The organism is Metabacillus niabensis, assembly GCF_020524345.1.
In the GTDB taxonomy this organism is placed as follows: Bacteria; Bacillota; Bacilli; order Bacillales; family Bacillaceae; genus Metabacillus; species Metabacillus niabensis_B.
In genome coordinates this window covers 38,995-61,180 of record NZ_JAIVLH010000018.1, presented here as the reverse complement: position 1 = coordinate 61,180, position 22,186 = coordinate 38,995, and the positions used below count along the sequence as shown (strand labels likewise).

The following is a 22,186-nucleotide window of genomic DNA, read 5'->3' as shown; positions in this document are numbered from 1 at the left end:
ACTTTACAAAGCATTTTTGATAAGTAGAAAAAGAGGAGATGAGAGAAATGCGAGCAATTATGGTGATGTTTGATTCACTAAATAGGCATATGCTGCCAAACTATGGCTGTGATTGGACACACGCACCTAATTTTAAACGATTAGGAGAAAAAACAGTCGCATTTGATCAGAGTTACGCAGGAAGCTTACCTTGTATGCCGGCAAGAAGAGAGCTCCATACAGGTCGTTATAACTTCTTACATCGTAGCTGGGGACCTATCGAACCATTTGATCATTCGATGCCAGAAATGTTGAAACAAAATGGTGTTTACACACATTTAGTAACAGATCACCAGCACTATTGGGAAGATGGTGGTGCCACATATCACCCAAGATATAGTTCCTTCGAAATGGTACGAGGACAAGAGGGAGATCCATGGAAAGGGCATGTAAAAGCCCCAGAAATTCCCGACACTGAAACACCTGAGCCATTTGGTAGTTCTACTATGTTTAAACAAGATACGGTGAATCGAAGTTATTTTGAATCAGAAGAAGACCATCCACAGGCTGTAACATTCTCTTTAGGTATGGATTTTATCCAAAAAAACAAAGACGAAGACAATTGGTTTCTACAACTAGAAACATTTGATCCACATGAACCATTTTTTGCTTATCAGCAATACAAAGATCTGTATCCTCATGAGTACAATGGTAAACATTTTGATTGGCCACCTTATTATTTTGTTCAAGAGTCAGATGAAGTGGTGGAACATGGTAAATATGAATATGCTGCTCTACTAAGTATGTGCGACAATTATTTAGGAAAAGTCATGGATATGATGGATGAACATGATATGTGGAAAGATACAATGTTAATTGTTAATACAGATCATGGATATTTATTAGGTGAGCACGGCTGGTGGTCTAAGAGTGTTATGCCAGTTTATGACGAAATCGCTCACACACCACTATTTGTATGGGATCCTAGAGAAGGGAAAAAAGGAGAAAGAAGACAATCAATCGTTCAAACAGTAGATTTAGCTCCTACTTTACTTGAATTCTTTGGTGTTACATTACCGGAAAATATGGATGGGAAGCCTTTAAGACAAGTGATTCAATCAGATCAGCCGATTCGTGAGAACGCTTTATTCGGATTCCATGGAGGTCATGTCAATATAACTGATGGCCATTATGTCTATATGAGAGGTCCTGTATCTCCAGAAAATAAACCGTTATTCGAATATACATTAATGCCAACACATATGAGACAGCCTTTTGCTCCAGGGGAGTTACAAAACATAGAAATTCAAGAGTCGTTTTCATTTACTCAAGGATGTCAGTTGATGAAAATTCAAGCTGGAACTGGGTTTGTAAATGCATTTCAATATGGATCCAAGCTGTTCAACTTAACAGCTGACCCAAAACAAAAAGAAGAAATAGAAGACCTAGAGATTGAATTAGCATTTATCCAAAAAATAGCGGATCAACTAAGAAAAAATGATGCCCCTAAAGAGCAATTTATAAGATTAGGAATCCCTGAAGATGGAATCATGACGATTGAGGAATTGAAGAAACAGAAAGAAGCTATTCAAAAAGCAGAAAAAATAAATATCTTGGAAGAACATCGCTGGGATCGAGCTGCACAAAACCAAATGAGAGCATTACTTAATATAACTCCTGAGAATACACGCCAAAAACTATTAAATGAGTTTAAAGAATTTGTATTAGGCTCGAACTACATGGAAGTGAATACTGAAGTAGTTGAGGAATTTATAGGTGTTTCTCTACCAAAGGGTGAAAAAGAGAAAGCAAAGTATTTTATCGGATTAGCAGGTCGTACAAGTTAAATAGAATGCAAGTGAAGTGTCGAATATGAAATAGGGACTTCACTTGACATTCTTCTTAAATACACAAAGGGGTGTTAACCACATGCAAAATCTTGTTAGAGTAGCTAGTAAAAGTGAAGTTTTTAAGTACGCGTTTGGTGGATTAGGTTCAAATTTACCTTTCATGTTGATTTTGACTTATTTAATGTTTTTCTATACTGAAGTGGAAGGGATTTCACCAGCGTTAGTAGGTACTTTGTTCTTTATTACTCGATTTATTGATGCTGTTACAGATCCATTAATGGGGATAATAGCAGATCGAACGAATTCCAAATTAGGTAAATATCGTCCATATGTCATTTTCGGTGCTCCATTACTAGGTTTAAGTACAGTATCTTTATTCTGGATACCAGATTTACCGGACGGCCAAAAAATAGTATACGTTTTTGTAACATATATTCTTTACTCATTAATCTCGACTGTTGTAAATATTCCATATCATTCATTAACACCCGTTTTAAGTGAAGATCCAAATCAAAGAACCTGGATTGCCACTGCAAAGCAATTTATGGGGATTCCTGCTCAAATGTTAGCTCAAGTTGCTTTCTTACCTCTTGTCGCTATATTTGGTGGCGGAGAACAGGGATACCTGGTTACAGCTATTATTTATGCTTTCGTTATCGTATTAAGCTTTTGGACGTGTGCAAGTAGTGCTAAACGACATGATAAGGTCGAAATAGTAAATGATAAAGTTGGTTCAAAACCAAAGATTGCTTTTAAGGATCAATTATCATTAATTGGAAAAAATACCCCATTGTTAATGCTAATGATTGCCATGAGCACAAATCTAATTGCCACATCTATTCAAAGTGCCGTTGCTTTATATTTCTGGACTTATAATGTTGGTAGAGCGGATTTATTTCCTATGTTATCTCTAGTTGGTTTACTAGTTTCGATTCCGTTGTTTTTCCTTATGCCTACTCTATCTAAGAAGATCGAGAAAAAAGGCGTCTTCTTATATGGAAGTATTGCATCCATCGTTCCATTTATCGTTTTACTAGTAGCTCCGTCGGAAATGATTTGGATGAACTTTACTGCAGCAGCGCTAGCGATTGCTCTTGCCCCATTTACAGGCGCCATTGCTTGGGCAATGCTACCGGATTGTGTTGAATATGGTGAGTGGAAGACAGGTTTGAAAGGTGCTGGCGTCGTATCGTCTAGTTTAACATTCATTAACAAATTAGGAAGTGCGGTTGGTGGAATTCTTGGTGGAGCACTTTTAGCGAGTGCTGGATATGTTGCCGGTCAAGCGCAATCTCCTGAAACGTTACAAATGATCCTATATCTATATGCAATATTCCCAATCTTAGGTCATGTGGCTACGATTATTGCGTTAAAATTCTATAAAATCGATAACAAATTCTATGCGAAGATTATTCAAGAAATTAAGGAAAGAAAGGAAGCTAAGCAACTTTCAAAGGAAGCTTGAAAGAATTCTAGAAAGTAATACCTAGAAATTTTAAAGAAAACAAGAGTAATAAATCTTTAGAAATGAAGCATAAAATTAGTGATTTTAAAAACTCTATATTTTAAGTTTCCTGCTTGTACAATACTAGTATTATTTGATACTAGTATTGTTTTTGTCATAAAGATAGTAAGGGATAGCATTAACAATTAGAAAAAAAGAATAAAGCATAAATGTCCAATAGGAGATTTTTAATAAGTCCAAATTGGTTTATGTCGAAATTTATTTTCTAATAACACTTGAATTTGTAAACGCTTACAATTATAATGATAATAGGTTGGACGGCATGCGTGGCTGTCAAAGTATCTAGCGTAGGTGGGGCTGGTACTAGGAACGGTTTTCGAGAAGGTTATAAATTTTTCTATGTTCCGTATATTTTTTGAAATTTAGATTATCTTTATCTATAAAAGAATAATAGAGTTAAATAAGGAGGGATACATAATGTGTAGAGAAAACAAATTAACATTCTCGGACTTTGTTATTAAAGATCGGTTTGAATTAAACTCTTATCTTTCATATTTATTCCATCAAGTTAAAAATAATGCGGATCAGACTAAAGATAAAAAGGTAAAACACTAAATCAATAAAGTAAATTGAAGGGATAAATAGTTATGATTAAGAAAATAGTAAGGCGACCTTGTTATTCGTTTTGGATGAATAAGGTCGCCTATTGTTTGTTATAAAACCTTTGTTTTGACCCAATAGTATATACTTATATACTCCTGTTCATTTATGCTTTAAACATCGGCATTTACCGGGCGTTCGGAAAGCATTCTCTCCCAAGTTTAATTTTGGGGTTCCCACTTTTTTGTAGACAATCAAACAGACTCAGTATTATTCTGTTTATACTTCTTCGGTGTCACACCAACATATTTCTTAAACACCTTAGTAAAATAACTTTGATCATGAAAGTTTAATATAGTCGAAATTTTCAATAACGAATAGTCAGTAAATGTTATCAATGATTTGGCCTCATCAACTTTTGTTCGGTGGATATATTCAGCGATAGAAATACCTACTTCTTTTTTAAAAAGAGCTGATAAATAATTAGGATGCATCTCTATAAGGTTAGCCAAGGTTGTTAAGGTCAAATCTTCGTAAAGATGTGTGTAGATATAATTTAAGCACATATTAATAGGTTTAGAGTACCTTTGTTGTTTATGTTTTCTTACTCGATCAGCAAAATCACTTAAGGCTTGTTCCATAAACAGATCCACTGATTTCACATTTGTTAATTCCTCAAGATTTTGAATATATAAGTCGCTAAGTGTATAGGCAATTTCATGATGAAGACCGCCCTCCATAGCAGCTCGTGTTGCCAGTGTAATAGCGGAAATTGCTAAGTTTTTACTGCTGCGTAACTGACTTTTCTTCGATAATACGCCCAACTCTCCTTTGTCAGGGCTTAGTTTGAATACTTTTAAAAATTCATCCTTTCTACCCTCTTTAATGTATTGAAATAGTCTTTTTTCATAGATGAAATCATGATGAAATGACACATTTTCGCGTTTCTGTGAAATGGTTGTAAAAGGATCCTCAATTTGTACGATGTGTTCACCCGCTTCAATATTTTTTAACATGATATTGGCGGGATCCAGTGTTTTTTGATAGAGCATATAATACATCTGCATACTGATTTTGATAAACTTTAAATTGGATGTTCGGGGCAGTAATTCATAATAATGGACGATTTTTTCAACAAGTTCTTTTTGAACAGGCATGTCATTTACCAAAGCTGCCAGTCTTTCATTTGAAAGCTCAGAAGGAAGAGCGGGACCGACAATAATCATCCCTATATATTGATTAAAATTACGCACTTGAATGATAAAATAATGTTCATAATATTCCGATTTGACCAATAGTGGGAATGGATAGTGCTCGTGATTTAATTGGAATTGTTTCAGAAGATCTTGTGTTGATGTGTGAAAAGGATTTTTAATAGTTTGAGAAGCAAACTCAAACTCTAAATGATTATGTTCATTTAGAAAAATAACCGGAATATGAAAAGATTCATATATCAATTTGCAAATGTAATTTACATCCTGAAGCTTCATAAACTGACCCCTCATTTAATTAATATCTAAAATCATATCATAAAGATGAATAAATGTTAAAAAAAAGCTAAAAAAACTAATATATTACCAAAATTGATATGAGTGATTGTATATAATAGTCATATGGTTTATTAGAAAGCGCTTTCTACCTTGATACTTATGGAGGGATTATATTGACAAAAGATATTAAAGCACTTATTTCACAAATGACATTAGAAGAAAAAGCTGGTCTATGTTCTGGAAAAGACTTTTGGAATTTAAAAGGGATTGAAAGACTAGGCATACCATCTATCATGGTCACAGACGGTCCACACGGTTTACGTAAACAAAAAATGGGTGCTGACCACTTAGGATTATTTGATAGCGTACCGGCTACTTGTTTTCCATCTGCTGCAGGAATGGCAAGTTCATGGGATCGCCATTTAATTCAAAAAGTTGGAGTAGCGCTAGGAGAAGAATGCCAAGCAGAGGATGTTGCTGTTCTTCTTGGACCAGGTGCTAATATTAAACGTTCCCCATTATGTGGGCGTAACTTTGAGTATTTCTCAGAAGATCCATATTTATCATCAGAAATGGCAGCGAATCATATTAAAGGTGTGCAAAGCCAAGGTGTTGGAACGTCCTTAAAACACTTTGCAGCGAATAACCAGGAGCACCGCAGAATGTCAACAGATGCCATTGTTGATGAAAGAACGTTTCGAGAAATCTATCTGGCTAGTTTTGAAGGAGCAGTAAAACAATCACAACCATGGACTGTAATGTGTTCTTACAATAAAGTAAATGGAGAATTTGCTTCTGAAAACAACTATCTGTTAAACGACATTTTAAAAGAAGAATGGGGATTTGAAGGCTTTGTTGTTTCTGACTGGGGAGCAGTTAATGAACGTGACGTAGCTCTTGCAAATGGTCTTGAACTTGAAATGCCGGCTTCAAAAGGAATTGGTGAGAATAAAGTTATTGAAGCGGTACAAAATGGTAACTTATCAGAAGAAAAACTTGATGCGGCTGTTGAGCGTATTTTACGCATTATTTTTAAAGCTGTGGAAGAAAAGAAAGAAAATGCAACGTATGACCAAGAAGCACATCACCAACTTGCAAGGGAAACAGCAAGAGAAAGTATGGTGTTATTAAAAAATGAAGGTAACATCCTTCCACTTAAAAAAGAAGGTGATTTTGCAGTAATCGGTGAGTTTGCTAAGGCGCCAAGGTACCAAGGTGGCGGAAGCTCTCATATTAAACCAACAAAGCTTGAAAATATTGTAGAGGAAATTGAAAAGTCTGCTGGATCAGAAGCAAATGTTACGTACGCTCAAGGATACTATCGTGACAAAGATACAATCGATGAAGCATTAATTGAAGAAGCGAAAGAAGTGGCTTCACAAGCCGATACGGTTATCTTGTTTGCTGGTCTACCAGATCGCTATGAATCTGAAGGGTATGATCGTGTACACCTGCACATCCCTGAAAATCAAAAGCGTCTTATTGAAGCGATTGCTGAAGTAAACTCAAATATTGTTGTTGTACTAAGCAATGGTGCACCAATCGAAATGCCTTGGCTAGGCAATGTCAAAGGATTACTTGAGGGATATCTTGGAGGTCAAGCACTTGGAGGTGCGATTGCAGACATTCTATTTGGTGATACGAATCCAAGTGGTAAGCTAGCAGAAACATTCCCTAAACAATTAAGCGACAACCCTTCTTACCTGTTCTTCCCAGGAGAAGGAGACAAAGTAGAATATCGTGAAGGAATTTTCGTTGGATATCGCTATTATGATACAAAAAATGTTGAACCATTATTCCCATTTGGTTATGGATTGAGCTATACAACGTTTGAATATAGCAATCTGCGTGTAAGTGCCAATAAAATTAATGATACAGAAACACTTAGTGTGACTGTTGATGTGAAAAATACAGGAGCTGTTACAGGGAAAGAAGTTGTTCAGCTTTATGTTAAAGACGTGGAAAGCAGTGTAAGCAGACCTCAGAAGGAATTAAAAGGTTTTGAAAAAGTTGAACTTCAACCGGGTGAAGTGAAAGAAATTACCTTTACTTTAGATAAACGTTCATTTGCTTACTATCATACAGAAATAAAAGATTGGCATGTTGAAAGTGGAGAATTCGAATTATTAGTAGGGAAAAGCTCAAAAGAAGTTGTTCTAACAGAAAAAGTGACAGTTGAATCGACGACTGACATTCCGTTGCTGGTTCATCGTAATACAACAGTTGGTGATTTACTTGCAAATCCTAAAGTAGCAGCATTAGCTAAAGAACTATTAGGAAAAGCACAGGAAGGAAGCCCATTCGCTGCTGCAACTGAGGACGAAGGTGAATTCTCAGATATGATGGAAGCAATGATGAAATATATGCCATTACGAGCTTTATCTAATTTTAGCGATGGAAACTTAACGGAAGAAAAACTGCAAGAAATGATTCAACAATTAAATGATGTTCAAAAAAATACAGTTGTGAACTAATTTAAGGTGGATTGGCTCAAGTCATGTGAGTCAATCCACATTTATTTTCGGAAAAGGTTGAACAATCTGGCTTATTACCAATGCAAAAGCTTCATCTTTTTTAAAAAAGGTGGAGCTTTTTTGTTGTCAATATCCAACTTCTCGGGTGTGTTTAATTACGTATAACCTTCTGTTATAACCTATGCATTTGTTGCAATTTACCATCGTCATCCTTCGTGATATCGTAATAGTAGATCAACTGAAATTAAGAAAGTAAATAATTCACTTTGTAAAATAATAACGAAGGAGGGTATTTATGAAGGGAGAATGGGGAAAAGTTTTTCAACTTTTTTGGTCTTTTTTCAAAATAGGTCCTGTAACATTTGGCGGCGGTTATGCAATGATTCCTTTAATAGAAAAAGAAGTTGTTCATAAAAAACATTGGGTCAAAAGTGAGGACTTAACAGATGTTTTTGCTATTGCAGGGACCATACCGGGAGCAATAGCAGTAAACGCTGCTACCTTTATCGGACACCGAATTGCCGGCATAAAGGGTGCAGTTGCTGCAACATTAGGAACTCTACTTCCAACCTTTATGATCGTGCTTGTGCTTTGTGGAGTACTTTCATCCTTTCAGAATAATCCATATGTGGAATCGGCGTTTTTTGGTATTCGAGCTGCAACTGTCGCTTTAATTGTATATGCCGGGATAAAAATAGCGAGGACATCACTTTGGGATAAGGCCACATTTACTTTGGCTGCTACTATGATAGTGGCAATGTTAATGTTTCACTGGCATCCAATTTTCGTTATCTTTTTAGGTGCTTTTTTAGGGATTTTCATTGTCAAGATTAAAGAAAAATTAGGTATACTAGTAAAGTTTGAAAAAAATGAAGATGAAGAGATTGAGAATAACGAAGAATCGTTAAAGCAACAGGTAGGAATGTAGGAGGTAGTAGTATGCTGTTACAATTATTTATTCTGTTTTTTATGATTGGGACTGTATCATTTGGTGGCGGATATGCAATGCTTCCCGTGATAGAAAGAGAGGTAACGGGTAAGGGATGGATCACGACAACTGATTTTACAGATGCAGTTGCCTTGGCAGGTATGACCCCAGGATCAATTGCTTCTAATAGTGCAACGATCGTAGGATATAAGGTTGCTGGAATACCAGGTGCCATTATCTCCTCTATTGCAATGAGTTTGCCTTCTTTAATTCTCATTTTAGTCATTGCTTTATTTTTCTATAAATTACATTCGAATAAACTTGTGAAATCTGCTTTTTATGGTTTGCGCCCAATAGTGACGAGTCTTATCATGTATGCGGCGATTAAGTTAGCTCTTTCAAATGGTGTGATCTCAACCTCAATTTCATGGGATATGGTAAGTCTCTTACTCATTTTCGGTATTTCTTTAATTTCTCTATTATATTTCCGAGTTCACCCGGTGATCGTGATTTTGTGTGCTGGTGTTATTGGTACGATTATTCATTAAGTTTAGAAGGGGTAATTAGATTTTTAAATAAAGAAAGCTCAATTCATTTTTTTAGAGGAATTAAGCTTAATTGTTTCGTTAAAATGAAACATGGTCTTTCTAGTGGTGCTTGTCCTGAATAAACTGAACAAACTTTGTAACGCCATCTCTATTGAATCTCTGCGGCTTTTTAACTAGCCATAATCTGCGATTAATATGTACACCTTCAATCTTCATTTCTTGTAAAACACCTTGCTCCAATTCCCTTGTGACGGTTAATCTTGGTAAAATACTTATTCCTAAACCTGCCTCAACTGCACTCTTAATTGCCTGCGTACTTCCGATTTCCATGTAACTTTCTATCTTATTTAAAATCCCGTGTTCGTTTAGTGCGTTTTCAACAATGAGTCGAGTGCCTGAAAGTGACTCACGCCAAATCATTCGTTCGTGAGCTAATTCCTCTATACTAATTTCTGATCTTTCCTTCCACGGATGGTCTGATGGGAAAACGAGAATTAATTCATCATCAGCAAATTTCTCTACTATAAAGCTTTTATCCTCTACAATTCCTTCTACTAATGCAATATCAATAACATCATTCGATAAATCTTCTAATACACTTGGCGTATTTCTTATTGTTAACGATACTTTTATATCAGGTGTTTGTTTTTTAAAACGACCAAGCAAGCTTGGCAATAAATACTCACCAATTGTTAATGATGCTCCAACTCTAAGGCTAGAATTGTATTCTCCTGTTGCCTGTAGAATCACTTCTTTCGATCGATTAAAATCGTCTACTATCGCTTTGGCAAATGGATAAAGCATTTTTCCAGTTGTGGTAACAGTTAATTTGCCTTCAGTCCGATCAAATAGTAAGGTGCCATAGAAGTTCTCCAATTGGCGAATTTGTCTTGTAACAGCAGGCTGTGAAACATAGCTTAGTCGGGCTGCTTGACTAATACTACCTTCATCAACAACTAAACAAAACATCTTAAGGTTTTCTATGTTCAAGAAAACTCCCTCCTAGTCCCAATTAGAAAATATTTGTTAATTCTATAATACCTCAGGTGGTGAATTAAGAAAATTGACTTAACTATAACAATCCGTTATATGCTATGCATTTGTTGCAATATGCCTGATCGTAAAAGCATGATATCGTATAGATAAGAACAAAACATATAAAGATATTGATTAATATTACAATTGAAAATTATTTTTTAAAATAGTAATAGAAACTTGAAAGGAGAAAAGTATGAAGGATGAAACAAAAAAATTATTTCAGCTCTTTTGGACGTTCTTAAAAATTGGTCCAGTCACCTTTGGTGGTGGCTATGCCATGATCCCACTTATCGAAAGGGAAGTTGTAGATAAGAAGAAATGGGTCAGTCATGAAGATGTTGCAGATGTATTTGCCATTGCGGAATCGATTCCGGGTGCAATCGCAATAAATTCCTCAACATTTATCGGGTATCGAATAGGAGGGATAAAAGGAGCGATTGCCGCATTACTTGGCGTTTTTTTACCAACCTTTCTAATCGTCGTCATGCTGAGCATTGTATTTTTACAAGTTCAGAATAACCCAAAAATTGAAGCGGCATTTCAGGCGATTCGTGCTTCCATTGTTGCTTTAATTGTATATGCAGGTTATATGATCGGTAAAACAGCAATTATAGATAAAACTACTTTTGTTATATCGTTTGGTTCAATGGCTGTTCTGTTTTTCCTTCATTTACATCCGGTTTTAATTATTTTCTCAGGTATTATTCTCGGTATCGTTCTTGTTAACATAAAACGGAAATTAGGTTATTCAGTTGATGGGAAAAAAGAAAAAAGCTCACCGAAAACACAGCAACTAGAATGGTTTATGGGGGATGGAATTTAAGATGATATTGTTAGAACTATTCTGGACATTTTTATTAATTGGATTTGTTTCATTTGGTGGAGGCTATGCCATGATCCCTGTCATCGAGTTGGAAGTTATGAATAAGGGCTGGATGACGACTCAACAGTTTACGGATGTTATTGCAATTGCAGGGATGTCACCTGGACCAATCGCAACAAACAGTGCTATTTTTGTAGGGTATCAGGTTCAAGGAATCACAGGTGCTATCGCAGCAGGGTTAGGCATGGTTATTCCGTCACTACTACTTGTAATTATCATTGCAACATTCTTCTATAAAATTAGTAAAAATAAGCATGTTGAATCCGCTTTTTATGGCTTACGTCCAATTATTACAGGACTAATTGGCTATGCAGCCATTAAATTCGCTATAAGCAATAACTTAGTTGGATCACTCTCATGGCACTCAATGAGTTTATTACTTATTTTTGGATTATCACTCTTCTCATTAATAAAGCTTCGTATTCACCCTGCTTTAGTCATTATTATGTCAGGAGTTGTAGGAGCTGCAATATATTCATAAAAGGAAGTTTAATCTTAGAATTAGACTTCTTTTTTATTTGGCTATTTTACTAAAGGTTATATTTGGAAATATGTTAGCAGTGAATCTGTTTTAAGCTATCATTGTGAAATGGAGAGCAATGGAACGAATTAATTCTCATGTTTTCTTATATAAAAAAATAACAAGATATAAAAAAACTGTACTTTCTTTTAAAGTAAAACATCAAGAATCATTCTTTTGCATAGGTCTGAATACACATATTTTGTTAAATGAAAATGCGCTGAATGAGTTTTAACAACATAATTCATGATATTTGACTTATGCACGTCAGGTAAACCTTTAGCTAAAATAATTCTAGAGTGCTAGTTAGTGAAAGGGAGGATCACTTACTTGAAAAATATTGACTACATAAGAGAAGAAATTAGAGAATTTTCCAAAGCAAATGAATTTCTTTCATATCGTGAAGTAGATGAATTACAAAATGTTTTATATGAAGACGAGACGATACTAAATATTACAACAGGTGGGATTGAACGGTACAAAGGTTTATTTTTGTTAACGGATGATCGTGCATTATTTATTTATCATAATGAAATGAATCAACCAAAAGTGTTAGAAGTACCTTATGAGAAATTAGAATATATTCATATGAAACAAGGAAATTATTATGTTTCGATGGAATTGTTTTTTGCTGGAACGAAAATTGAAATTTCTGATTTACCGCCAGATGATGCAGACTCCTTTAAACAAGATTTAACATTTCAGGTGGATTTTTATGACAAAATAAAGAAAAAAGGGGCTCCTCAAAAAAAGAAGGTTGGGCTTCTGCGTTTGCTCTTATTTATTGGGATTGCCGTGCTTACAGGTTATTTAGTAGGTCCACAATTTCATGTTGTAGAGGTGTATGATGAAGTACTGACAGATGCTTTGTCTATAGAGGAAGCAGTGGAATCCTATCAATTGGAATTCACTGAGATGGAGATTAACAAGGATGAGTATGAAACAACAGTACGTGGTATTATTAACAATTTATCAGATAAGGAATATCGATATATTAGCGTAGATATACAGTTTTATGATAAAAAGGGCTCGATTGTAGATAGTCAAATTCAATCGATCTACGATTTAAAACCGGGTAAATCTTGGAATTTAGATAGTTATTCGATTAGCGAGTATGCTGATACCTTTGAGGTTGTTGGTGTGTATGCTGAGGTGGCGGAGTAAGAATATGAAATAATTGTATCTATAGCAAATTTAAAAAAGTATTCGTCTATTACGAGGCGGATGCTCTTTTTTGTACATAGTTTTGGTGTCGAAGCACAAGCGCCTAGTCCCTCAGGGATGAACAAGGTGCTTGTGCTTTTTTAATTGAATTACTCTCGTCTTCATTCATACAAGGAATATTTTCACATAATATGGAGAAATTATCATCATGAATCTTTGGATATAGGGGCGAACCAGATGAAGTCACGGTTTCAATTATCAAGGAAAAAATGGGAAAACATGAAATACACTCAACAATTGCCCCATGACCAGCTTGAAGCCCAGAAAGATGAAGTGATTGATAGAAGCTTACATGTGAATAGTAATTGGTTTATACAAATTCTTGGAGACAATGATGACTTTGTCACCCGAAAGTTTATGATCTTTGGGTCATATCCTGCTGCATTATTTTATCTATCGGATTTTGCAGATCAGCAATCACTGAATCAAGATATCTTAAAGCCATTAATGTCTGTACCAACACATCTATTAGGGAAAAATATTGATAGAGATACACTCCAAGAAACATTGATGAACGAAGTGTTATATCATAGCAAAGTTGTTATAAATAATAAAAAAGTGGAACTTGTACAAAGTATTCTTCGAGGCGAAACAATCATCGTAATTGATGGGGTACAAAAAGCTTTTAAAATTGGGACAAGAAAAGTAGAAAAACGTGCAATTAATCAACCTGAAACTGAACAAGTTATATTGGGACCGCGAGAAGGATTTATTGAGACACTGAGCACCAATATCTCTTTACTCAGGTATCGACTACAAACACCGGATTTCATTGTAAAAACACTTAATGTAGGTGAGATGACAAAGTCAAAGGTCGCAATATGCTTCGTAAGAGGTCTTGCGGGAGAAGAATTGATAAAGGAAGTAGAATATCGATTGTCGAAAATTGACATTGATGGGATTTTGGATGTTGGTTATATTGAACAGTTTATCGAGGATAATCATATGTCACCATTTCCACAGGTTCAATCGACAGAAAGACCCGATAAAGCAGTTGGAGCGATTTTAGAAGGTCGTGTGGCAATCATGGTAGATGGATCCCCGTTTGCCTTGCTTGTACCAGTTGTATTTAACCAGTTTTATCAAACAGCTGAAGATTACTCATCCCGTTATTTAATGGGAAGTTTTGTTCGTATCGCCAGAATTCTGGCATTAGTGTTTTCACTGATCTTTCCGTCTATATATGTTTCTTTCATTTCATTCAATCCTGAATTACTTCCAACAGAATTCGCAGTAGCAGTTGCAGGAGGACGTGCTGGTGTACCTTTTCCGGCTGTAATAGAAGTGCTGTTAATAGAAGTGGCGATGGAAGTTTTACGTGAAGCAACCGTCAGACTACCAAAACAGGTTGGGGGAGCTTTATCAATTGTAGGAGTACTGGTTATTGGACAGGCAGCGGTTGAGGCCGGGATTGCCAGCCCGATTACGGTTGTGGTGATTGCTATGACAACAATTGGGTCATTTGCTACACCGGCATATAGTGCGGCCTTTGCATTAAGAATGCTCCGCTTTCCAATCGTTATATTGGCTGGGGTATTTGGCTTATATGGAGTTGTAGTTGGAGTTATCCTCATTTTTAATCATATGCTTTCACTTAAATCATTTGGTGTTCCGTATATGAGCCCTGTTTCACCTTTTAATATAGAAGGGATGAAAGATGTTGTGATTCGAGGACCCTTATGGTGGATGCCAAAGCGTCCGGGATTTTTACACACTAAAAATGATATACGAGTAAGGAAACATTCTAAGCAAGATCGTACTACTGATTCTGAAAAGGCTGGCAATCATCGCCGAAAGGGGGATGAAGATGAAACATCCTAGGGAAATTACAACTGCTACAGCTTCAGGTGTATTGATAAGTACGATAATCGGGGTAGGAGTATTGCCGCTTCCATTATTTGCAGTACAAGCTAACAATACAGGTGCCCCTTTAGTTACGGTTATTGCCATTATTTTGGCCTTTATTGGATTAAGTGTTATTACAATTCTCGGTATGAGATACCCGAACCATTCCATTATTGGATACAGTCAAAAAATCATTGGAAAGTGGCTTGGTCTGTTTTTAGGAATTTTATTTGTCTTGTTTTTTTCGATATTAACAGGTCTGGCGTCTCGTGAATTCGGATCTGTTGTTATTTCAGCAGTTTTAAAAGAAACCCCTTTAGAAGTTACAGTGTTTGTCATGTTAGTATTGGCTGCTTTTACAACTAGACATGATATGACCACTTTTGCCTATATTCAATTATTTTACTTACCCTTTATCCTTGCACCTGCACTGTTAATTGTAGTTTTATCGCTAAAGAATGGAAATATCCTATATTTACAGCCAGTTTGGGGAAATGAGCCGGACATTAGCTTGATTATTTCCGGGGCTTTTATTATTTCAGCATTATTTCAAGGCTCATTTGTTATGACAATAATCATTCCCTCAATGAAAAAAGCCAGGAAAGCAATGAAGGCAAGTATTTCGGCAATCATCATTTCAGGTGGTTTATATACCTTGATTGTGATTGCAACAGTGAGTGTATTTGGTACTGAGGAGACGAGGAAGTTAATATGGCCCACACTAGAACTTGCAAGAACGACGTCATTGCCGGGAAATATTCTGCAAAGACTTGATATTATATTTTTAGCAATTTGGGTTGTCTCCGTTTTTACTACGTTATTAACGAGCTATAAATTAACAATTCATATGCTGAGTCAATTATTAGGATTAAGTGATCATAAGATGATGTCTTTCTTTATCTTACCGTTTTTCTTCCTACTTGCAATGATTCCTCAGAATGTTTTGCAGATGTATGAAATTATCAGAGTGGTAGGACAAATTGGATTGATTTTAACAATTGGAACTCCGTTTTTATTGTTACTCATAGATTCTGTAAAAAGAAAACGGAGAGCAAACAATGAACACATTTCTAAAGTTTAGACTTATAGTGATCAAAGGAATTTGTCTATTTATAATATGTGTGTTTCTTTCTGGCTGTTGGGATAGTTTGGATATTGAGAAACGCGCTGTAGTACTAGGGATTGCTATCGATAAGACATCAGAGGAGCACGGCAAAGAAGAAGAAAATGTCTCACATCTTTCAAATTCATTTCCTCGGCCAGATAATGAAATGATAAAAATAACCGCACAAATTGCTGTTCCTGGTAAAATCCCTCTTGGACCTGAAAGTGGAGGAGGAGATTCAGATCCTGTTTGGATCCTCGAAGTTGTCGGGCATACGATGGATGATGCATTAGCAAATTTGGAACAGGAAATATCCGATGACATTTTTCTTGGACATTTAAGAATTATCATCATTAGTGAGGAATTGGCACGAGATGGAGTAGAACGAATTAATGATTTTTTTCGGCGGAATTCAGAAATCAGAAGAACGGCATGGCTTGCTATATCAAAAGATGAAGCTAGTCAATTTATGAAGATAACCCCAACCTTTGAAAGGGTCCCTGGTTTATATTTATCTTCAATGTTTGAAAATGCAGTAGATCTAGGTAAATTTCCATCTGATTTTATTGGTGAGTTTTGGACGATCCTTTCAAGTAAAGGACAGGATTCATTTTTGCCTTATATTAGTATAAAAAAAGAAGAAAATGTTCAAATCAAAGGACTTGCATATTTTAGCGGTGAAAAAATGGTAGGAATCAGTGATCCGCTTGAAATTGGTTTTTTTATGGCAGTATTAGGAAATGGAAAAGGTGGGTATGGAGTTTTTGTCCAGATCCCTGACTCAGAAGACTATGTGATGGTGAGAATTTCCAGTAGAGTTGTTAAAATAGATACCAAAATAAAAGACGGTCAACCTGAAATTACAGTCAATATAAATTATGAAGCAGAGATTGACGAAAAAGATGCACCTGAGTATGTAGAAATAGACAATTCGAAAATTATGAAAGAAATTGAAGAAAACACATCAAAAAATACTGTTGAATCAATTCAAACATTCATAAAAAACACACAAGAGAAGGAATCAGACATTTTTGGGTTTGGTGAACATATAAGAGCAAAACATCCCCGGTTTTGGGATACAAAAGTGAAAACACCTGAAAAATGGCATTCATTTTATAGGGATTTAAATGTAACGGTAAACTGCACAACAAAAATCCGACGCATCGGGATGAAAGCAAAATAATATCTTCTACTAAGATGAGGAGAGAGGTAAAATTGTACATCGGATACATGAATTACCTTATTGCAATTTTTATTATTACAGGCTACTTAATTATGCGATATGACTACCCATTTTATAAAAACAAAAAAATGAAAAAAGAAGAAAAAGTAACGAAACTTATTGGACGAGGGAATATAGTTCTTGGTTTATTACTCTTTGCAGGTAATTGGGTCTATCATACATGGTTTAAATAATCATTAGGAAAGTTCTTTATTTCATAGAAGAAATAAAGAACTTTTTATTTTTGTACTATTAGGTATATAAATTTTTGGCTTTTCATTTAATGAAAAAAAGAGTGTATACAGGTATCATTATAACTTCTCATCGAAAAATAAAATAATTTGTAATTCCTTATATATTTCGACAACGTTTTTAGTTTTTAGCCTGTAAACTTATACTTACTGAAAAGGAATTAAGGAGAAGAATTCATGAAAAAATGTAGGACACTACAAAATGAAAAAAGATGTAGTGAAATCTACTAGTCAATTGATCATCAAAAACTCGTGAAGTATTAAGGAGGGATATGAGTGAGTGAGAACACCGTAGTAGAGCCTGTTGAGAGTTATTCTTCATTAGAAGACACCATCTTAATCGAAATGTCTCATGGAGGAGATAGTGAGTCGCTTTCATTTTTAATAAGCAAATATCAACATTTGGTACGTTCAAAAGTGAAATCATATTTTTTAATAGGTGCTGATAAGGAAGATCTTTTTCAAGAAGGAATGATCGGTTTATATAAAGCAATCCGTGATTTTAGACAAGAAAAAATGGCTTCTTTCTATGCTTTTGCTGAATTATGTATCACAAGACAGATCATTACAGCTATTAAAACAGCTTCTCGTCAGAAACATAGCCCGTTAAATTCATCTATTTCTTTGGACAAGCCACTTATGAATGAAGAATCTTCTTATACTCTTATGGATGTCCTTTCCGGAGAGAATGTCACAAATCCGGAAGTATTTCTTATGAATAAAGAAAAGTTAAATGAGATTCAAACAAAGATTAATGAGTTATTGAGTGATTTGGAAAGAAGTGTCCTCTTGCTCTATATGGAAGGCCATTCATATGCAGAAATTTCTGAAGAGCTAAACACACATGTAAAATCGATTGATAATGCTTTACAACGAATCAAAAGAAAACTTGATCGACATATTGATTTTAGAAAAGTTGTTTAATAGATACTAAACAATTCATACCAAAAAAGCTTCAGTCCTATCAGAAAGGAGGGACTGAAGCTTTTTTATTTTACTATCAGAAAGTATATAAATTTTATGGATGATAGTATAAGAAAAACTAAGGCTTTCGCCATTAGGACTTGGCGATAAACCAAGTTTTTCCAATGTTATTTTTATATAAAAATCAAAATTGAGAATTATTAACATTGACGAAAGAACTAATCTTCTTTAAAATACTTTTTTATATTAATATAATATATTTTCCTTGTATAAGTTTAGGAATATGGCCTAAACGTTTCTACCTAGCTACCATAAATAGCATGACTACAAGGATTACATAAATCACAGGCGGTATGGCCTTTGTGTGTAATCTTTGTATGTAAAAGCTTTAGGGTAGAAGACTCTAAAGCTTTTTTTATACGATCATTTTATTGATAGTATAAGAAAACTAAGGCTTTCGCCATTATGAAACGGCGGTATGCTGAGTTTTTCTAATTTTGTTAAATCCAGGAGGTAAAGATGAAACAGTTCTTTCATTTCTCAGATAGAGGAACAACGTATCGACAAGAGATATTGGCTGGTATGACAACTTTCTTATCGATGGCATATATTTTAGTTGTGAATCCTATTGTGTTATCAGAAGCAGGTATAGACAAAGGGGCTGTATTTACGGCGACTGCTGTCTCAGCTATAATCGGGACCTTATTAATTGGCCTATTAGCAAATTATCCAATCGGGATTGCACCAAGCATGGGTCTTAATTCATTTTTCACCTATTCAGTTGTAATTGGGATGGGAATCCCCTGGCAAACAGCATTAACAGGAGTATTTATTTCCGGTGTATTATTCGTCCTACTTAGTATTTTTAAAATTCGCGAAAAAATTATTGAAGTTATTCCACAAGATTTAAAATATGCGATCGGCAGTGGGATCGGCTTCTATATTGCATTTATTGGCATGAAAAATTCAGGCATTATTCAAGCAAATGAAGCAACATTTGTGTCACTCGGTAATATTCAATCTGGTCCAACATTATTGGCCATATTTGGTTTTATTGTGACCGTTATTTTCATGGTAAAAAACATCCGTGGCGGTATTTTTTATGGAATGGTCATTACGTCAATTATTGGGATGTTGTTCGGAATTATTGAAAAACCAAGCGCGATCGTTGGGGCTATTCCAAGCTTAGAACCTACATTTGGAGTTGCGTTATTACAATTAGATCAAATTTTTTCAATGGAACTATTAGCTGTGGTGTTTACCTTTCTTTTCGTTGCATTTTTTGATACCGCGGGTACATTGATTGCCGTTGCAAATCAAGCAGGCATAGTAAAAGAAAATAAAATACCAAATGCCGGTCGTGCACTTTTGGCCGATGCTTCAGCTTCTGTTGCAGGTTCTGTATTAGGAACATCTACTACAGCTTCTTTTATTGAATCATCAGCAGGTATTGCTGCTGGAGGAAGAACAGGGTTTTCATCAATTGTTATTTCAGGGTTCTTTGCAATTGCTTTATTTTTCTCACCACTGCTTTCGGTTGTTACTTCAGAGGTAACGGCACCAGCTTTAATTATTGTTGGAGCTTTAATGGCAAGTGAGGTTCGTCACATAAGATGGGAAAGGCTAGAGATTGCAATACCAGCATTTGTGACAATCATTATGATGCCTCTAACATACAGCGTAGCAACAGGAATCGGTCTTGGATTTATTATGTATCCAATTACGATGCTTGCATTAAAAAAGCATAAAGAAATTAACCCGATTGTCTATGTATTAGCGCTAATTTTCATCGCCTATTTTGCGTTTGTTTTATAACTGTATATAGTCAAACGAACATTAACAAACGGTCTAGTTATGCAAAAGAGCCAAAATTATTAACTCAAAAAGATGACAAACGAAGAATTAATCGTTGTCATCTTTTTTATTTGTGCTATAATCAAACTATACTGAACAATATCGAACATTTAAGTACGATAATAAACAGAGGAGGGATATAAATGGAATCACTTTTTTCTCTAAAAGGAAAAGTTGCTTTATTAACAGGAGCAAGCCGTGGATTAGGGCAAGGCATGGCAGTTGGTCTTGCAGAGGCAGGTGCAACTGTTATAGGTGCCGGAATGAGTGATATGTCGGAAACACGGAACAAAATTGAATCTATTGGCGGTACCTTTCATGATTTGAAAATTGACTTGTCTGAAGATCTAGCTGCCGGGAAGCTAGTATCTGAGGCGTTAGCTATAGCAGATAGAATTGATATTTTAGTTAATAACGCCGGAATTATTAGAAGAGAAAATGCAGAGAACTTTTCTGATGATGATTGGTATGAAGTGATTAAAGTCAACCAGCATTCTGTGTTTCAACTATGCAGAGAGGTTGGAGGGCATATGCTTGAACATGGCTCAGGCAGAATCATTAATGTGGCGTCAATGCTTTCATTCCAAGGTGGATTAAGAGTGCCTGCTTATACGGCCAGCAAACATGCTGTTGCAGGATTAACAAAATCACTTGCAAATGAATGGTCGAGCAGAGGTGTTAATGTAAACGCTATCGCTCCTGGTTATATGGAGACAGATAACACATCTCAACTTAGAGCAAATAAAGAGCGGAATGAGTACATTACTTCCAGAATTCCACAAGGCCGTTGGGGAACTCCTGAAGATCTAAAAGGAGCTGTTATCTATTTAGCTTCTGATGCCTCAAGCTATGTAAATGGTCATATTTTATGTGTTGATGGTGGATGGATGAGCTCATAAGGCCAAATGTTTTAAAAGAAAATCAATAACCGAAAGGGGAAAGAAAAATGGAAATTAGACATGCTACAAATCCAACAGATTTTAAAGGATATACGACAGAAAGATTGAGAAGTGATTTTCTAATGGATTCACTTTTTGTTCAAGGTGAAATCAATATGACGTACTCTCATTATGATCGAGTTGTAACAGGAGGAGCAATTCCTACAACACAAGCTCTTAAACTAGAAGATCAAGAAACTCTCAAAACAGAATATTTCTTGGAAAGACGTGAAGTAGGGATTATTAACATCGGTGCTGAAGGTACTGTGCTAGTTGATGGGCAAGCGTATACGTTAAATAAAAGAGACTGTTTATATGTTGGTCTAGGAAACAAAGAGGTTTTATTTGAAAGCACAAACTCTTCAGATCCAGCGAAGTTTTATATTGTGTCAACTCCTGCACATAAACAGTATCCAACGAAAAAAGCTCCAATTGAAGATGCGGAACCAAACCATTTGGGATCTGATAGTGAATCAAATAAGCGTACGATTTATAAGTATATTCATGCAGATGGTATACAAAGCTGTCAGTTAATGATGGGGATGACTTTATTAGAGCCGAACAATATGTGGAACACAATGCCAGCACATCTTCATGACCGCCGAATGGAAGTATATTTGTATTTCGATATGGATGAGAACTCAAGAGTATTCCATTTCATGGGTGAGCCTAAAGAAACAAGACATTTAGTTGTAAAGAATGAACAGGCTGTTTTATCACCGCCATGGTCAATTCACTCAGGTGTAGGAACTAGCAACTACACGTTTATCTGGGCAATGGCTGGTGAGAACTATACGTTTACAGATATGGATGCTGTATCGATGGAAGAATTAAAATAATTTTCGATAAGAATAGTGCGTTATCCTCAACTGGATAGTGCACTCTTTTTTGTACATTAGAACGTATCTATTTATTAGTAAACCATAGGGAGGGAGTGAATGGGTTTGAAAAAGTTTGCATCACCAAAAGCACCATTGTTTCGTGATCCAATCTTCGATGGAGCTGCTGATCCGACCATTATATAGAATCATGAACAAAAAGAGTGGTG

19 protein-coding genes and 1 riboswitch are annotated in these 22,186 nt (G+C 35.5%); of the genes, 17 read left to right on the top strand and 2 right to left on the bottom strand.

All coding sequences use genetic code 11. The features are described 5' to 3' along the window. The first annotated feature begins 47 nt into the window (after positions 1–47). The 3 genes from LC095_RS18870 to LC095_RS18860 all read left to right on the top strand — a co-directional run bounded on the left by LC095_RS18870 (position 48) and on the right by LC095_RS18860 (position 3,909). On the top strand, positions 48–1,826 hold the full coding sequence (locus LC095_RS18870; RefSeq protein ID WP_226529626.1) for a sulfatase: 1,779 nt from the start codon (positions 48–50) through the stop codon (positions 1,824–1,826). An 82-nt stretch (positions 1,827–1,908) separates the two neighbouring features. After that, on the top strand, positions 1,909–3,294 hold the full coding sequence (locus LC095_RS18865; protein ID WP_226529625.1) for an MFS transporter: 1,386 nt from the start codon (positions 1,909–1,911) through the stop codon (positions 3,292–3,294). Positions 3,295–3,771: 477 nt separating this feature from the next. Then, on the top strand, positions 3,772–3,909 hold the full coding sequence (locus LC095_RS18860; protein WP_226529624.1) for a hypothetical protein: 138 nt from the start codon (positions 3,772–3,774) through the stop codon (positions 3,907–3,909). A gap of 239 nt (positions 3,910–4,148) precedes the next feature. Here LC095_RS18860 and LC095_RS18855 read toward each other — a convergent pair whose 3' ends face one another. Then, positions 4,149–5,384: a helix-turn-helix domain-containing protein gene (locus LC095_RS18855; RefSeq protein WP_226529623.1), complete on the bottom strand. Its 1,236-nt coding sequence runs from the start codon at positions 5,382–5,384 to the stop codon at positions 4,149–4,151. 173 nt (positions 5,385–5,557) lie between these two features. Between LC095_RS18855 and LC095_RS18850 the strand changes: the two genes are divergently transcribed. The 3 genes from LC095_RS18850 to LC095_RS18840 all read left to right on the top strand — a co-directional run bounded on the left by LC095_RS18850 (position 5,558) and on the right by LC095_RS18840 (position 9,334). Next, positions 5,558–7,858 (top strand): glycoside hydrolase family 3 C-terminal domain-containing protein, encoded by a 2,301-nt coding sequence (locus LC095_RS18850; RefSeq protein ID WP_226529622.1) that lies wholly within the window; start codon positions 5,558–5,560, stop codon positions 7,856–7,858. A gap of 295 nt (positions 7,859–8,153) precedes the next feature. Continuing rightward, the gene (locus LC095_RS18845) at positions 8,154–8,786 is read left to right on the top strand and encodes a chromate transporter (RefSeq protein ID WP_226529621.1); all 633 of its coding nucleotides are present in this window, start codon (positions 8,154–8,156) and stop codon (positions 8,784–8,786) included. An 11-nt stretch (positions 8,787–8,797) separates the two neighbouring features. Further along, complete coding sequence (locus LC095_RS18840; protein WP_226529620.1) at positions 8,798–9,334, top strand: chromate transporter; 537 nt, start codon at positions 8,798–8,800, stop codon at positions 9,332–9,334. A gap of 99 nt (positions 9,335–9,433) precedes the next feature. Here LC095_RS18840 and LC095_RS18835 read toward each other — a convergent pair whose 3' ends face one another. Further along, complete coding sequence (locus LC095_RS18835; protein WP_226529619.1) at positions 9,434–10,324, bottom strand: LysR family transcriptional regulator; 891 nt, start codon at positions 10,322–10,324, stop codon at positions 9,434–9,436. 241 nt (positions 10,325–10,565) lie between these two features. On the opposite strand from LC095_RS18835, the gene LC095_RS18830 reads away from it, so the two are divergent. From LC095_RS18830 to kduI, 11 genes are all read left to right on the top strand, one after another. Then, complete coding sequence (locus LC095_RS18830; RefSeq protein WP_216772664.1) at positions 10,566–11,195, top strand: chromate transporter; 630 nt, start codon at positions 10,566–10,568, stop codon at positions 11,193–11,195. 1 nt (position 11,196) lies between these two features. Further along, positions 11,197–11,736 carry a chromate transporter gene (locus LC095_RS18825; protein WP_226529618.1) on the top strand — a complete coding sequence of 180 codons (540 nt, stop codon included), beginning with the start codon at positions 11,197–11,199 and terminating at the stop codon, positions 11,734–11,736. Between the two features lie 369 nt (positions 11,737–12,105). Next, positions 12,106–12,939 (top strand): FxLYD domain-containing protein, encoded by an 834-nt coding sequence (locus LC095_RS18820; protein WP_226529617.1) that lies wholly within the window; start codon positions 12,106–12,108, stop codon positions 12,937–12,939. A 237-nt stretch (positions 12,940–13,176) separates the two neighbouring features. Further along, positions 13,177–14,820: a spore germination protein gene (locus LC095_RS18815; protein ID WP_226529616.1), complete on the top strand. Its 1,644-nt coding sequence runs from the start codon at positions 13,177–13,179 to the stop codon at positions 14,818–14,820. Beyond that, the gene (locus LC095_RS18810; RefSeq protein WP_226529615.1) at positions 14,807–15,925 is read left to right on the top strand and encodes a GerAB/ArcD/ProY family transporter; all 1,119 of its coding nucleotides are present in this window, start codon (positions 14,807–14,809) and stop codon (positions 15,923–15,925) included. The genes LC095_RS18815 and LC095_RS18810 overlap by 14 nt, the downstream gene beginning before the upstream one ends. Continuing rightward, the gene (locus LC095_RS18805) at positions 15,903–17,132 is read left to right on the top strand and encodes a Ger(x)C family spore germination protein (protein ID WP_226529614.1); all 1,230 of its coding nucleotides are present in this window, start codon (positions 15,903–15,905) and stop codon (positions 17,130–17,132) included. The genes LC095_RS18810 and LC095_RS18805 overlap by 23 nt, the downstream gene beginning before the upstream one ends. A gap of 47 nt (positions 17,133–17,179) precedes the next feature. Next, entirely contained in the window at positions 17,180–17,365 is a 186-nt protein-coding gene (locus LC095_RS18800) for a CLC_0170 family protein (RefSeq protein WP_226529613.1), read from the top strand. A gap of 333 nt (positions 17,366–17,698) precedes the next feature. After that, the gene (sigH, locus tag LC095_RS18795; protein ID WP_226529612.1) at positions 17,699–18,346 is read left to right on the top strand and encodes an RNA polymerase sporulation sigma factor SigH; all 648 of its coding nucleotides are present in this window, start codon (positions 17,699–17,701) and stop codon (positions 18,344–18,346) included. A gap of 245 nt (positions 18,347–18,591) precedes the next feature. After that, positions 18,592–18,693: riboswitch (purine riboswitch) on the top strand. Positions 18,694–18,865: 172 nt separating this feature from the next. Further along, positions 18,866–20,161, top strand: a complete 1,296-nt coding sequence (locus LC095_RS18790; RefSeq protein ID WP_078434852.1) for an NCS2 family permease — start codon at positions 18,866–18,868, stop codon at positions 20,159–20,161. Positions 20,162–20,343: 182 nt separating this feature from the next. Then, complete coding sequence (gene kduD / locus LC095_RS18785; protein WP_226529611.1) at positions 20,344–21,099, top strand: 2-dehydro-3-deoxy-D-gluconate 5-dehydrogenase KduD; 756 nt, start codon at positions 20,344–20,346, stop codon at positions 21,097–21,099. A gap of 47 nt (positions 21,100–21,146) precedes the next feature. Next, a complete protein-coding gene (gene kduI, locus LC095_RS18780) occupies positions 21,147–21,977 on the top strand; it encodes a 5-dehydro-4-deoxy-D-glucuronate isomerase (RefSeq protein WP_226529610.1) in 831 nt (276 codons plus the stop codon). Positions 21,978–22,186: the final 209 nt, after the last annotated feature.